The organism is Bradyrhizobium sp. USDA 376, from assembly GCF_054063675.1.
On the sequence record NZ_JBSSGN010000001.1, the window covers coordinates 1,484,958 to 1,498,958 of the forward strand.

Genomic DNA, 14,001 nt, shown 5'->3' on the forward strand with positions numbered 1-14,001 from the left:
CCTGACGGGCTACGATCACCTCGCGGTGGAATATCTGTAAATTCAAAGTCAATCGATGGGGGTGATCATGCCCATCATACTGGACTTGCTCTATCGCGAATATTGCCGCGCCCGTCTCGCTGAAATGCGCAAACAGCTTCTGATCGCAGCTGAACGATTTGAAGCTCTCGAAGCGGATTTTCATCCTGCGGACCAGAGTGACGATGAGAGAGCGGCGGTACACAGCAGGACCGGCCCTGGCGCACCGAATTGAAGCGGCCAAGACCGGCAATCTCTCCCGCATGGCAGTGACCAAGCAATTGGTAACAGTTTGGGAGGCAGCGATGAACACACCCGAATGCTATACTTTCATGGTGACCTGCGTCTCGTGCCTGACCATTATCGGATTGATGGCCGTTGGGGCGTGGTGAGCATGACCGCCGAGCCGCGATCGCGGACCCACAAGGCAGCGATCAGCGTCTGGAGAACCGACGCTCGCGCGCCTTGTAGAGGTGGTCGCTGATCAGTTGCCGCAGCTTGGCCGGGTCGTCGAATTCGAGCTGGACGGCGAACGGCACGATACCAGCGGGCACGCCTTCGCTGCCATGCAGGCGCGCAAGATCCTTTTCCGTAGTCACCAGCGTGAGCTGCTCGCGCTGTGCTTCGGCCGCGAGCGCGGCGATCTCCTCGCGCGAGAACATATGATGATCGTCGAAGCGGCGCGTGCGCGCGACCTCGATGCCACTGGCACGCAGGGTGCGGAAGAAGCGCGCGGGATCGCCGATGCCGGCGAAGGCGAAAACCCGCTTGCCGAGGAGCTGCGCGAGCGAAGCCGCACCCGGCTTCAAGCGCGCGCGCAGCTCGGGCTTGTTGCGCTTGGCGAGCTCGGCGGCGACATCGTTCGCGGCGCGGCCATCCCCGATCAGCACCAGCGCATCGGTGCGCGCGAGCTGCGCCTGCAGCGGCGCGCGCAGGGGGCCGGCGGGAAACACCGCGCCGTTGCCGAGGCCGCGCTCGCTGTCGATCACGATCAGCGAGGCATCCTTCAGGAGGCGCGGGTTCTGAAAGCCGTCGTCCATCAGGATCACGGTGGCACCTCGCGACTTCGCCAGCGCCACGCCATCGAGGCGGTCGCGCGCGACGACAACGGGAACATCGCGCGCCATCATCAAAGGCTCGTCACCGATGTCGGCTGCGGTGTGGCGCTCGCGGTCGACCATCACCGGGCCCTTCAGGCGCCCGCCATAGCCGCGGCTCAGCACCACCGGCGTCTCGCCGAGCTCGCGCAAAAGCTTGGTCAGCGCCAGCACGGTCGGCGTCTTGCCGGCGCCGCCGACATGGTAATTGCCGACGCAGATCACGGGGATGCCGGCGTCAAACCCCTCGCGCAGCATGCGCCGTTCGGTGATCGCGCCGTAGAGCGCACCGAGCGGCCATAGCGCGTGCGACTGAAGGGAACGTGGCCGGTACCAGAAGGCCGGCTCACGCATTGGCGGCTCCCATCTCGATGCGCAATTGCAATAGATACGGCTCGAGTGCGGTCATGGTGCGCTCCAGCGCGCCGCCGAGCTGCTCGACCACATCGCTGCCGGCGCGCTGCATCTTGTCGCGCAACGTCGGATCGGCCAGCAGCTGACCGAGCTGCTTGACCAGGAGCTCCTGCGTGTCGGCCTGGCGCGCGCCGCCGCTCGCATCGAGCGCCTCGTAGACATCGGTGAAATTGAAGACGTGCGGACCATGAACGATGGCCGCCCCGAGCTTGATCGCCTCGATCGGATTCTGCCCGCCGTGGCGGATCAGCGATCCGCCCATGAACACGATGGGCGAGAGGCGATAGAACAGGCCGAGCTCGCCCATGGTGTCGGCGACGTAGACGTCGGTCGCGGCCGTCGGCAGCTCCTCGCGCGAGCGCAAGGCCGGCTTGAGACCGGACGCCGTGACGAGGCCCGCGATCGAGGAGCCGCGGTCGGGATGGCGCGGCACGATCACTGTCAGGAGTTGCGGGAAGAAGCCGACGAGGCTGCGATGTGCCGCGACCAGCATCTCGTCCTCGCCCGGATGGGTCGAAGCCGCGACGATGATCGGACGCCCGCGCGTCATCGCCATCAGCCGTTCGAGTTTTGCGGGATCGGCCGGCGGTGCGGGAACGTCGAGCTTGAGATTCCCTGTCGTGACCACGTCGCGGCCACCGAGCGTGGAGAAGCGCTCGGCATCGGTCCTGGACTGCGCCAGACAAATGTCGAACCGCGACAGCAGCGCCGAGATGGTGCCGTGCATGCGGCGCCAGCGCGGGAAGGAGCGTGGCGACATCCGCCCGTTGATCAGCACCATCGGCACGCGGCGCGCAGCGCCCGCCAGGATCAGGTTCGGCCACAAATCGGATTCGATGAACAGCGCCAGCGAAGGCTTCCAATGGTCGAGGAAGCGCGCGACATAGCGCGGGGAATCATACGGCACGTATTGATGGATGACGTCGGGCGGAAAGCGTTTTGCGGCGACCGCCGCCGAGGTGACGGTGCCCGAGGTGAGCAGGATGCGCAAATTGAGATCGCGCAGGCGCCCGATCAGCGCCGCCGCAGCCAGCACCTCGCCGACGCTGGCGCCGTGGATCCAGACCAGCGGGCCGTGCGGCCGCACGTCGCGGGACAGGCCGCGCCGCTCGCCGACCCGCGCGGGGTCTTCCTTGCCCTGCTTCAGCCGCCGCTTGATCAGTGCAGGCGCAAGCGGCACCAGGCCGGAGGCCAGACGCCGATACATCCGCAGCGTGATCGGCAGCGCAATGGGCAGCGATTTAGGCATCTTCCGGTCCCGGGCGGCCGAGCTGCGCATAGGCGCGCCGGGTCGCCTCGTTCAGCGTCTCCTCCAGCTCCTGCCGCAGCGCCTCCATCGTCGCGGCGTCGGCATCTGCGGGAACGTGGATTTCCTTGATGCCGACCAGTGCGCCCCGCCCGAATGGCAAATTGATGGTGGTGCGGTCCCAGTTCTTGAGCCGGATGAAGCGGCTGGTCGCCATCGCGAAAGGCATGATCGGCCGTCCCGATTCCCGTGCCAGCATGATGATGCCGAGCCCGGCCACGCGCGAGCGCTTGGGGACATCGGCGGTCAGCGCGACATTACAACCGTCCTGGAGCGTCCGCACCATTTCCTTGAAGGCGCCGACCCCGCCCTTGCGGTGGAAGGCGCCGCCGTGATCCCCGGACCCCCGGATGGTTCCGATACCGAGGCGCTCGGCGGCGATGGCATTGAACTCGCCGTCGCGGTGCCGGGAGATCAGGACCCTGGCCTTGTACCAGTCCTTGTTCTTGATGAAGGGGGTGAGGAAGTGCTGGCCGTGCCAGAAGGCGAAGATCGCGGGGATCTGCGGCTCGACGCGTTCATAGACGTCAGGCGGATCGAACGTGAATTTGTTGGTCCGCCAGACCAGACGCAGATATTCGGCCGCCAGGACCCCGACGGCACGCTGAACGAAGCTGCTTCGCAGCGTATTGCGAAGCAGTTTTTTCAACGCGCCGGTTCTTGATTCGGGTCGAGCAGGCGGTGGAGGTGGACGATGAAGTAGCGCATCTGCGCGTTGTCGACCGTGCTCTGCGCCTTGGCGCGCCAGGCGGCGTGCGCCGTCGCATAGTTCGGATAGAGGCCGACGATCTCGACGTCGTCCAGGTTCTTGAAGGTGTTGTGCTCGAGATCGACGAGCTCTCCGCCGATGACGAGGTGAAGCAGTTGTTGCGGGGCACTATCTGGCATGGGTTCTCTTTCTAACGGGCTGCCCGGCAAAGCAGAGGTCGACAGGCACGCGAAAGCGCTTCAGGCCAAGGGACGGTTTCGAAAATGCGCGACAATGCTCGCATGACGATCGCGTCCCGCTGCCACCAGCACCCCGTGGGCCACTTCCCGGCGGTTATAGAGGATGGGATCTCCGGAGAGGTCGCTCATCCTACCATCCGCTTCCTGCACGATCAAATCGGCCGCCGCAAGGTCCCAATCATGGCTGTTGCCGCCCGCAAAAGCCGCATCCAGCGCGCCATGGGCGACCCGGCAGAGCCGGAGCGCGAGTGAACCGATTCGCCGGTGCAGCTTGATCTCGCCGAGCGAGGGCTTCAGGCGCTCGACCAGGGGTTTGGGCCCGGCGACGCGCGAGAAGTCGAGCTCGGATCCGGAGGTCGCCTGCACGGCTGTGCCGTTGAGTGTCGTGCCTTGCCCTCGGACCGCGAAGAAGAACTCGTCGCTGGCCGGCGCGAACACCGCGGCGAGCACGGGCGTGGCGCCGTCGACCAGCGCGACGCTGACGCACCATTCGTCATGGCCGCCCAGATAGTTGCGCGTGCCGTCGATGGGATCGACCACCCATGTCAGCCGCCGCGACAGCCGCGTGGCGTCGTCGGCGCTTTCCTCCGAGAGCCAGCCGTAGTCCGGCCTGGCGGCGCGCAGGCGCGCCTCGAGCAGGTCGTTGACGGCGATGTCGGCTTCCGACACCGGCGAGGACACGCCCTTGATCCACTTCTTCAGCTCGGTGCGGAACATCGACTGCGCGAGCGCGCCCGCCTCCCGCACCGTGTCTTTCAGCAGCGCCGCGTCGCGGGTCAGGATGGTTTCGTCGAGGGAGTTCGCGTCAGCGTCCGCCAAGCGTCAAACCCTCGATGCGCACCGTCGGCGCATTGATGCCGTAGCGGAATTCGAGATTGTTCGCCGGCTGCATCGACTTGAAGATCTCGTACAGATGGCCGGCGATCGTCACCTCGCTGACGGGATAGGTGATCTCGCCGTTCTCGATCCAGAAGCCGGAGGCGCCGCGGCTGTAATCGCCGGTGACGCCGTTCACGCCGGAGCCGATCAGGTCGGTGACATAAAAGCCCTGCTTGATGTCGGCGATCAATTCGGCCGGGCTCGGCGTGCCGGCTTCGAGATGCAGATTGTACGGCCCCGGCGAGGGCGAGGACGAGACGCCGCGATGGGCGTGGCCGGTGGTGGCTAGCCCAAGCTCGCGTGCGGTGGCGCAGTCGAGCAGCCAGGTCGTCAGCACGCCTTCGTCGACCAGCGCGATTTTCTTCACCGCGACGCCTTCGGCATCGAAGGTCTGCGAGCGCAGGCCGCGCTTGCGCAGGGGATCGTCGATGATGCGGATGTTCTTCGCAAACAGCTGCTGGCCGAGCTTGTCTTTCAAAAAGCTGGTCTTGCGCGCGATCGAGGCGCCGTTGATGGCGCCGACGAGATGGCCGACCAGCGAGCCCGCGACGCGCGGGTCGAACACCACAGGCACCTTGCAGGTCTCGACCTTGCGCGGATTGTAGCGCGCGACAGTGCGCTCGCCGGCGGAACGGCCGACGGTTTCCGGCGACAGCAGATCGGCGCCGTGCGGCGCGGAGGTGAAATCGTAGTCGCGCTCCATGCCGGTGCCTTCGCCCGCGATGGCGGTGGCCGAGATGCCCTGGCTGGAGCGCAGGTAGGAGCCGTGGAAGCCGGTCGAGGTGACGAGCACCATGCCGCCCATGCCGGCGGAGGCCGAAGCGCCGCCGGACTTGGTCACGCCCTTGACGGCGAGTGCGGCAGCTTCAGCCGCGAGCGCGCGGCGCTCGAGCTCCGAGGTCGCGGGGACGTCGGGATCGAGCAGATCGAGATCGGGGAAGTCGCGCGCAAGCAGCGCGGGATCGGCGAGGCCGACATATTTGTCGGTCGGAGCGACCTTCGCCATCGCCACCGCGCGTTCAGCAAGCTTGGTCACGGCATCGCCGCTGACGTCGTTGGTCGAGACCACCGCCTGGCGCTGGCCCACCAGCACGCGCAGGCCGACATCATCGCCCTCGGACCGCTCGGATTCCTCGACGCGGCCGTCGCGCACCTCGACCCCTTGCGAGACGCCGCGCACCGCGACCGCATCGGCCGCATCGGCGCCTGCGCGTTTGGCCGCCTCCACCAGCCGCTGTGCGAGATCGGACAGCGCGGACTGATCGAACAGGTCGCGATTGGCCTTGGAAGAATCCTGGGGCGAAAGCGTCGAGCTTGGTGAAGGGTTCACAAACGAAATCCTGTTGGGGCGGGGGGCGGGCTCGGAACGGCCGAACCCACCAGATGTGCCCAAATGGTGCGGACTTCAAGCATTTTCAGCCCGCAAAAAGCTCAGATTCGCTTCTCCGGCGCAACGTCTCGTCAATCATGCGCGCCAAGGTCTTGTCAATCATGAGCCGTGGTGACGCTGGGTTAACCAGCCTTTTTAAGCGGTTTCGGAAAGGGCCGCGCTAAGGTCCTCGCATCGACCGGGAACATAATCCCGGCGGGGAGAACGAAAGCCGTGAGGCGTCAAACAACAACATGCGGGGTCGCTCCCGCCGGGTCGAGCCGCAGCTTGCGGCTCGACCCCCTTTCCCTTCCGGTCCGCTTCGACGCGCATGACCCGCGCGCCGACGGACACACGAGGCAGATCGAGCTTCATCGCGAGCGTGTCGTGCTGCGCCGTGCCGTCCGCGGCATGCAGATGGCGATCAACGTCCGCGTCAGCGATTTCACCGGCGTCGCGCTGCGCGGTAATGACGAGGCGCAGGCGCTCGTCCTCGTCCATCGCGACCCCTCGCTCTCCGTTCCGCTGCTGGTCGGCGCCGATGGCGAAGAACTCGCCGAGGCATGGGCGATCTGGAGCGAACTCTTCGCGCTTCCGCAACTCGACGAAGCTGCGCGCAAGCCCGCAGCCCGCCGCCGCCGCGCCAACGCGATCCGCGCCCGCCGTCCGAAATTCTTGATGCGCCGCCGCACCGGCATCGCGCGCGAGCTGGCCGTTCACCGCGACGAACGCGAGATCATCGCGCGGAACTGAAGATGCCGTAGGGTGGGCAAAGCGATAGCGTGCCCACCTCTTCTGTCTCAATCCTGGAAAGATGGTGGGCACGGCGCAAGGGCGCCTTTGCCCACCCTACGACAGCTACGAAGCCCGCATCACTGCGTCCGCGAGCAATCCCGCAAACAGCAGCGCGCCCGCATGCTTGTTCGACTTGAACAGGCGCAGGCACAGCTCGGGATCCTCGATCCTCAAGCGCACGATCTGCGAGGCGAGATGCGCGGCAAAAGCCGCAAGGCCGAGCCAGGCCGGCCAGCGCACATCGCCTGACGCCAGCGCGACGCCGATCAGCACCACCGCAAGCCCATAGAACAGGATCAGCGCCTGGTGCGTGTGCGCGCCGAACAGGCGCGCGGTGGACTTGATGCCGATCAGCGCGTCGTCCTCGGCATCCTGATGCGCATAGATGGTGTCATAGCCGATCACCCAGGAAATCGCGCCGGCATAGAGCACGAGCGCGGTCACGTCGATGCGTCCGAAGGTGACGGCAAAGCCCATCAGGGCGCCCCAGGAGAAGGCGAGCCCGAGCACGATCTGCGGCCACCAGGTGATGCGCTTCATGAAAGGGTAGATCGCGACGATCAAAAGCGAGGCGATGCCGGTCAGGACCGCGAAGCGGTTGAATTGCAGGAGCACCACGAGACCGATCACGGCCTGCGCAACCATGAAGGCCACCGCCTGCTTCGTGCTGACCTGCCCCGACGGCAACGGCCGCGAGCGGGTGCGCTCGACCTTGGCATCGAGATCGCGGTCGGTGATGTCGTTCCAGGTGCAGCCCGCCCCGCGCATCACGAAGGCGCCGATGAAGAACAGGATGATGGTGAGCGGCAGGCGGCTGACGTCATGCGCGATGCCGGCGGCGAGCGCCGCCGACCACCAGCATGGCATCAGGAGAAGCCAGGAGCCGATCGGACGATCGAAGCGGGACAATCGCAAATACGGCCGCGCCCATTGCGGCGCGAGCGTATCGACCCAGTTGCCGGTGGAGTCGGCAACGCGGGCGGATGTGTCGCTCATCGGGTCAGGACGTTGCCGTTGAGCGTATCGAACGTGCTGCCGCCCTTCTTGCCGGCATTGGCCTCAGGCGCCGAGCCCGACCCCAGCACCTCACTCAGCGACGGGCCGGCTGGACCGCGCGGCTGGTTCTGCATCTGCTGCGCGACGTTGCAGACCTTGGTCTGCATGGCCTCGGTGTTCTTGTGGCCGTCCTTCATCTGCGCGCCGACCTGCGGCGGGATTCCGCATTTGGCGGCGTTGGTCTCGATATACTTGATCATCTTCATTTCAGCCTGGCTGAAATTGCGGATCAGCTTGCAGGCCTCGTCGGGCGGCGCATGACGGTCGCTCGCGGCCTTGATCGCCTTGCCGCGCTTCTCGGCCTCCTCGCGCAGAGGCACGAAGGCCTTCATGCAGTCCTCACCCGGGGCTTGCGTCGGCGGGGCCGCGCTGAAAGCGCCAGCGCCGCCGATCGGTGCAGCGCCGTTCACGGGGAACGAGGATTGCGGCGCCGTGCCGACGGAGGCAGTCGGCGCCGAGCCATTCACGGGCGGAAATGCCGAGCTGCTCGCGGCCTGGTTCGGCAGCGGCGCCGGGAAGGCGCTTTGCGCATAGGCGCCCGCGGCACCCATGGTGACCATGGCGGCAGTGATCGGAACCATCAGATGACGGATCATCAAGGCAGTCTCTCCGGCAGGAGCTTACGGGGTTCGGCGTCTTCCCAATTGAAGCGCAACCAGCGTGTTCGCGCTTTTTACGATTCCCGCCAGCGCTTAACAACCCGCCGAATAGGGCAAGAGCGCGGCGCGGGGACGCACCGATTCGGCGATATTTACCCCCAAAACTACTGGTTTCGGTTAAGAACGGCCCCAAATTGGACCATTGAACGATGCCATCCCACGATTTTCGCGCCCCTCGCCTGTTCGTCGACGCCCCCCTCGCCCAGGACGCCAGGGTCGCGCTCGACCGCGACCAGAGCAATTATCTCGGCAATGTGCTGCGGCTGGCGGCCGGGGCCGAGGTCCTGGCCTTCAACGGCCGCGACGGCGAGTGGCAGACCGCGATCGAAGGCCGCAAGCGGCCGGACGGCCTCGTGATCCTGCAGCAGACCCGGCCCCAGGACGCCCTGGCCGACCTCACTTATGTCTTCGCCCCGCTCAAGCATGCCCGGCTCGATTATATGGTCCAGAAGGCCATCGAGATGGGCGCTGCCAGCCTGCAACCGGTCCTGACCCGGTTCACCCAGGCCTCACGGGTCAACACCGAACGGATGCGGGCCAATGTGGTCGAGGCGGCTGAACAATGCGGCATCCTCAGCATCGCCACTGTTGCCGAGCCGCTGCCGCTGGACCGGTACCTTGGTCAGCGCTCTGCCGACCGGCTGCTCATCTTTTGCGACGAGGCGGCGGAGGTCCAAAACCCCATTCAGAGCCTGCAAAGCGCGCGCGCGGCCGAACAGGGTATCGACGTGCTGATCGGCCCCGAAGGCGGTTTTGCCGGGGAAGAGCGAGCGCTGCTGCTGCGGCAGCCCAGGATCCTGCGGCTGGCGCTCGGCCCCCGCATCATGCGGGCCGATACGGCCGCCGTCGCCGCGCTGGCGCTGGTGCAGGCGGCGCTTGGCGATTGGGGCGGCACCCAGACTTGATGGCTCCGCGAGGGAAGTGCGCCCCCTCTCCCGCTTGCGGGGGAGGGCTGGGGTGGGGGTGCTTCCGCATCGGGATCGCCTGAGGCTCGCCGAGAAGATCCCCTAGCGGAGAGAGCCCTCACCCGGCGCTCCGCGCCGACCTCTCCCGCAAGCGGGAGAGGTTGACCGAACCCGGCGCAGCTTGAGCGATTCCGACTAAACGCCTCCCGCGTTGGGCCCCCATTGCCCAGCCGTTAAGCGATTGATCCTTTGGAGGTCGAAACCGCTGTCGGGCCATGCTAAGGGCTGCGCCAATTCGCCTCCCCCTACTCTGCCCGGTTCCGCCGGGACGATGGACCCTTGAGATGACCGCGACTGCCACCTCAAATGCTGCCGGCTCCGCCGCCTGGGCGGATACGCTGCTCTTGTCGTTCGCGCAGGCCGGCTATGTCAGGGCCGAGCCCGCCATCCTGCAGCCGGCCGAGCCGTTCCTGGACCTCTCCGGCGAGGACATCCGCAAGAGCCTGTACCTGACGAGCGACCTGTCCGGCGAAGAGCTCTGCCTGCGCCCGGACCTGACCATTCCGGTTGCGCGCGACTACCTCGCCTCGGGCCGGGCCGGCCAGCCGGCCGGGTTCAGCTATCTCGGCCCGGTGTTCCGCTACCGCAGCGGCCAGGCCAGCGAATTCCTGCAGGCCGGCATCGAATCGTTCGGCCGCCAGGACCGCGCCGCGGCAGACGCCGAGATGCTGGCGCTGGCGCTGGAGGCGACCGCCGCCTTCGGCGTCCGTGACGTCGAGATCCGCACCGGCGACGTCGCGCTGTTCAACGCGCTGCTCGACGCGCTCAACCTCTATCCGGTCTGGCGCCGCCGCCTGGTCAAGGATTTCAACCGCAAGATCAGCCTGGAAAAGGATCTGGAGCGGCTCGCGGCCGCGGCTACCGCGACGCGCAGCGAATATGAGGGCGTGCTCGCGGCCCTCGCCGGCTCCGACCGCAAGGCGGCGCTCGCTTTCGTCACCGACCTGATGTCGATCGCCGGCACCACCAATGTCGGCGGCCGCACCACGGCCGAGATCGCCGACCGCTTCCTCGAGCAGTCGACGCTGAAGGGCGGCGCGCTGCCGCGCGAGGCGATCGCCGTGCTCAAGCGCTTCCTGTCGATCGCGGGCAATCCCGACGATGCCGTCGCCGAGCTGCGCGCGCTCACGACTGACGCGAAGCTCGATCTCGCCTCGGCGATCGATCAGTTCGAGAGCCGGGTCGGCTTCATGGCCGCACGCGGCATCGACGTGAAGCAGACGCGCTTCTCGACCGCGTTCGGGCGCGGGCTCGACTATTACACCGGCTTCGAATTCGAGCTGCATCACAGGGGCAACGGCGCCGAGCCGCTGGTCGCCGGCGGCCGCTATGACGGGCTGATGACCCAGCTCGGCTCGGCCGCGCCGATCCCGGCCGTCGGCTTCTCGGTCTGGGTGGATGCGCTGAACCGCATCGGCCGCAAGGTGGGAGCTTAAGTCATGAGCGCGCCATTCGTTCTGGCCGTTCCCTCCAAGGGCCGCCTGCAGGAAAACGCCGAAGCCTTCTTCGCCCGGGCCGGCCTCAAGCTGTCAAAGGCCGGCGGCGCCCGCGACTATCGCGGCACCATCGCAGGGCTAGACAATGTCGAGGTCGCCTATCTCTCGGCGAGCGAGATCGCCGCGCAGCTGTCGCGCGGCTTCGCGCATCTCGGCGTCACCGGTGAAGACCTGGTGCGCGAGAATATCGCCGACGCCGACAAGCGCGTGTCGCTGATCGAGGGCCTCGGCTTCGGCTATGCCGACGTCGTGGTCGCGGTGCCGCAGGCCTGGATCGACGTCCGCACCATGGCCGATCTCGACGACGTCACCACCGGCTTTCGCGAGCAGCATCACATGCGGATGCGCGTGGCGACCAAGTTCGTCAACCTCACCCGGGCGTTCTTCCAGAGCCACGGCATCACCGATTACCGCATCGTCGAGAGTGCTGGCGCCACGGAAGGCGCGCCGGCGGCCGGCAGCGCCGAGCTGATCGTCGACATCACCACCACAGGCGCGACGCTCGCCGCCAACGGCCTCCGCGTGCTCGACGACGGCGTGATCCTGCGCAGCCAGGCCAATCTGGTCGCCTCCAGGGAGGCCGACTGGTCGCCGCAGGCGCGCGAGACCGCGCGCGTCATCCTCGACCACATCGCAGCAAGGGCGCGCGCCAACAAATACCGTGAGGTCCGCACCCGCTTCCGGCAGTGCGACGCCGCCCTGCTCGGCGAAGCCCACAGCCGGTTCGGCGTCGAGGCCCCGTTCGGCGGGCCGACCTCGTCGGGCATGCTGACGCTGCACTGCCCGCCGGGGCAGCTCTATGCGCTGGCGAGCTTCCTGCGCGAGCACGGCGCCGAGACCGTCTCGGTGGTCTCGCTCGACTACGTGTTCGACCGGGAGAACCCCCTGTTCGCCAAGCTCGAAGCGTTCCTGCGGCGGTGAGCCTCAGGTTCGTTCAGCGTAGCGACAGCAAACGGCAGCTACCATATGCTGTTGAGATGACCTTGATCGCCTCTGGAACCTTGATCGATGACGCTGGGCTCTGACGTTTCCGGCATGACGACCACCGCGACGAACGCCGCCGCGAAAGGACTGTCGATAGTCGTCCCCGTCTATAACGAGGCGGCGGGCCTCGCCGCCCTGCACCAGCGGATCTGCGAGCTCGCCAGGACCCTGCGGCAGAGCTACCGCCTCGCTTGCGAGGTCGTCTATGTCGACGACGGCAGCGCGGATGCGACACTGTCGATCGCACGCAGCCTGCCGGCCGACGCCATCAACGTCCAGGTGGTGTCGCTGTCGCGCAATTTCGGCAAGGAGGCGGCGCTGATGGCCGGCCTCGACCATGCCCGGCTCGGCGCCGTGATGTTCATGGACGGCGACGGCCAGCATCCACCGGCCCTGGTCGAGCAGCTGGTGCGGCACTGGATCGATGACGGCTATGACGTCGTCTATACCGCCAAGGCGCATCGCGACAACGAGCCCTTCCTGCGGCGCCTCGCCGTGCACGGCTTCTACGCGCTGATCAATTGGGGCGCCCGCCAGAAGATTCCCGAGGACGCCGGCGATTTCCGCCTGCTGTCGCCGCGCGCGGTCGCAGCGCTGAGGCAACTGCCGGAGCGCAACCGCTTCTTCAAGGGCCTCGCCAGCTGGATCGGCTTCCGCCAGATCCGCGTCGACTACGAGCCGGCGCCGCGCGCCCATGGCGTCACCACCTTCAACGCCGCGCGATTGCTTGGCCTTTCAATCGAGGGCCTGACGTCGTTCTCGGTCGCGCCGTTGCGTTTCGCCAGCCTGCTCGGCGTGGTGCTCGCGGGCGGCGCCTTCCTGTTCGGCCTGTCGATCCTCTGGGAGGTCTGGACCACCGGCAAGCAGGTGCCCGGCTATCCCTCGCTCGTGGTCGGCCTGATGACGATCGGCGGCGTGCAGCTCATCATGATCGGCATCGTCGGCGAATATATCGGCAAGATCCTCTCCGAGCTGAAGGCGCGCCCGATCTACTTCGTCGCCGAGCACAGCGAGAAGCATTTCGAGGCCGACAAGGCCCAGGACGCTTCAAGCCAGGACGCCTCGAGCAGGACGGCAGCCGAATGAGCACTGCCGCGAGCCCGCGGCGGATCTGGCTCTGCGCCGACGATTACGGCATCAGCCCCGGCGTCAACCGGGCCATCCGCGACCTCATTGAACGTGGCCGCCTCAACGCCACTTCGGTGATGATGGTGGGGGCTGCGATCGAACGCAGCGAGGCCGAGGCACTTCAAGTCTCGGCCAAAGCCAGCCCGCACTGCGCGATCGGATTGCACGTCACGCTGTCGGCCCCGTTCCGGCCGCTCACCATGCATTTCCGTCCCCTCGATGGCGACATGTTCATGCCCTTCCCAAAGCTGCTGCGCGCCGGCCTTGCGCGGCGGCTCGACCGCGAATTCTTTCGCAACGAGGTGAAGGCGCAGCTCGCAGCCTTCGCGGACGCCTTCGGCCGCGCGCCTGATTTCGTCGACGGCCATCAGCATGTGCAGCTCTATCCGCAGGTGCGCGACGGCTTTGTCGATGCGGTCGCTGAGGTTGCGCCACAGGCGTGGGTGCGCCAGGGCGGCCGCAACCTGCCGCTGGCGCAGCGGCTGGCCTCGCCCAAAGCCATGGTGCTCGACATCCTCAGCGCGCAATTCCGCCGCCGCGCCGGCGGCGCCGGCCTCCGCTTCAATCCCGGCTTTGCCGGCGCCTATGATTTTACGCGCGCCGCCGATTTCGGCGAACTGATGCGGCAATTCCTGGAGGGCCTGCCCGACGGAGGCCTCGTGATGTGCCATCCCGGCTTCGTCGATGACATCCTCACCAGCCTCGATCCGATGACCGACGTCCGCGAGCGCGAGCACGCCTATCTGAAGAGCGACGCATTCGCCCGCCTGCTGGCCGACAGCAACGTGACACTGGCATGAAACCGGCGAAAAACGGGCTAAGGGGCAGCTTGTCGCATACCGAAATTTAATCCGGCCGGCACTGTTGGGGCCACATTGGAACCCTAC

At 66.8% G+C, this 14,001-nt stretch carries 15 protein-coding genes; 7 read left to right on the forward strand and 8 right to left on the reverse strand.

The annotated features are described in order from the left end of the window. Positions 1–67 precede the first annotated feature (67 nt). Entirely contained in the window at positions 68–253 is a 186-nt protein-coding gene (locus ACVJ19_RS06905) for a hypothetical protein (protein WP_453949655.1), read from the forward strand. A gap of 199 nt (positions 254–452) precedes the next feature. Here ACVJ19_RS06905 and lpxK read toward each other — a convergent pair whose 3' ends face one another. Genes lpxK through ACVJ19_RS06935 form a run of 6 tightly spaced genes read right to left on the reverse strand, consistent with a single transcriptional unit; the run spans position 453 to position 5,992 of the window. Next, positions 453–1,469, reverse strand: a complete 1,017-nt coding sequence (lpxK, locus tag ACVJ19_RS06910) for a tetraacyldisaccharide 4'-kinase (protein WP_453949654.1) — start codon at positions 1,467–1,469, stop codon at positions 453–455. Next, positions 1,462–2,808: a 3-deoxy-D-manno-octulosonic acid transferase gene (locus tag ACVJ19_RS06915; protein WP_453949653.1), complete on the reverse strand. Its 1,347-nt coding sequence runs from the start codon at positions 2,806–2,808 to the stop codon at positions 1,462–1,464. The genes lpxK and ACVJ19_RS06915 overlap by 8 nt, the downstream gene beginning before the upstream one ends. Next, a complete protein-coding gene (locus ACVJ19_RS06920) occupies positions 2,771–3,484 on the reverse strand; it encodes a lysophospholipid acyltransferase family protein (protein ID WP_453949652.1) in 714 nt (237 codons plus the stop codon). Before ACVJ19_RS06920 ends, ACVJ19_RS06915 begins: the two co-directional genes overlap by 38 nt. Next, on the reverse strand, positions 3,481–3,723 hold the full coding sequence (locus ACVJ19_RS06925; protein WP_018648410.1) for a DUF4170 domain-containing protein: 243 nt from the start codon (positions 3,721–3,723) through the stop codon (positions 3,481–3,483). Before ACVJ19_RS06925 ends, ACVJ19_RS06920 begins: the two co-directional genes overlap by 4 nt. 60 nt (positions 3,724–3,783) lie before the next feature. Next, positions 3,784–4,602 (reverse strand): inositol monophosphatase family protein, encoded by an 819-nt coding sequence (locus tag ACVJ19_RS06930; protein WP_453949651.1) that lies wholly within the window; start codon positions 4,600–4,602, stop codon positions 3,784–3,786. After that, positions 4,589–5,992, reverse strand: coding sequence for a TldD/PmbA family protein (locus ACVJ19_RS06935; protein ID WP_453949650.1), 1,404 nt, complete (start codon positions 5,990–5,992; stop codon positions 4,589–4,591). Before ACVJ19_RS06935 ends, ACVJ19_RS06930 begins: the two co-directional genes overlap by 14 nt. Positions 5,993–6,265: 273 nt before the next feature. Here ACVJ19_RS06935 and ACVJ19_RS06940 point away from each other — a divergent pair, with 273 nt between their 5' ends. Then, complete coding sequence (locus tag ACVJ19_RS06940) at positions 6,266–6,784, forward strand: DUF6101 family protein (protein ID WP_453949649.1); 519 nt, start codon at positions 6,266–6,268, stop codon at positions 6,782–6,784. A gap of 105 nt (positions 6,785–6,889) precedes the next feature. Here the strand turns inward: ACVJ19_RS06940 and ubiA are convergent, their stop codons facing one another. Both ubiA and ACVJ19_RS06950 read right to left on the reverse strand, forming a co-directional pair. Next, positions 6,890–7,822: a 4-hydroxybenzoate octaprenyltransferase gene (gene ubiA / locus ACVJ19_RS06945; protein ID WP_453949648.1), complete on the reverse strand. Its 933-nt coding sequence runs from the start codon at positions 7,820–7,822 to the stop codon at positions 6,890–6,892. After that, positions 7,819–8,478: a hypothetical protein gene (locus ACVJ19_RS06950; RefSeq protein ID WP_453949647.1), complete on the reverse strand. Its 660-nt coding sequence runs from the start codon at positions 8,476–8,478 to the stop codon at positions 7,819–7,821. Before ACVJ19_RS06950 ends, ubiA begins: the two co-directional genes overlap by 4 nt. Positions 8,479–8,690: 212 nt before the next feature. On the opposite strand from ACVJ19_RS06950, the gene ACVJ19_RS06955 reads away from it, so the two are divergent. From ACVJ19_RS06955 to ACVJ19_RS06975, 5 genes are all read left to right on the forward strand, one after another. Then, complete coding sequence (locus ACVJ19_RS06955) at positions 8,691–9,446, forward strand: 16S rRNA (uracil(1498)-N(3))-methyltransferase (protein WP_453949646.1); 756 nt, start codon at positions 8,691–8,693, stop codon at positions 9,444–9,446. 344 nt (positions 9,447–9,790) lie between these two features. Further along, positions 9,791–10,942, forward strand: a complete 1,152-nt coding sequence (locus ACVJ19_RS06960; RefSeq protein ID WP_453949645.1) for an ATP phosphoribosyltransferase regulatory subunit — start codon at positions 9,791–9,793, stop codon at positions 10,940–10,942. A 3-nt stretch (positions 10,943–10,945) separates the two neighbouring features. After that, positions 10,946–11,923 (forward strand): ATP phosphoribosyltransferase, encoded by a 978-nt coding sequence (hisG, locus tag ACVJ19_RS06965; protein WP_453949644.1) that lies wholly within the window; start codon positions 10,946–10,948, stop codon positions 11,921–11,923. Positions 11,924–12,010: 87 nt separating this feature from the next. Then, a complete protein-coding gene (locus tag ACVJ19_RS06970) occupies positions 12,011–13,072 on the forward strand; it encodes a glycosyltransferase family 2 protein (RefSeq protein ID WP_453949643.1) in 1,062 nt (353 codons plus the stop codon). Beyond that, a complete protein-coding gene (locus ACVJ19_RS06975) occupies positions 13,069–13,914 on the forward strand; it encodes a ChbG/HpnK family deacetylase (protein WP_453949642.1) in 846 nt (281 codons plus the stop codon). Before ACVJ19_RS06970 ends, ACVJ19_RS06975 begins: the two co-directional genes overlap by 4 nt. The last annotated feature ends 87 nt before the right edge of the window (positions 13,915–14,001 follow it).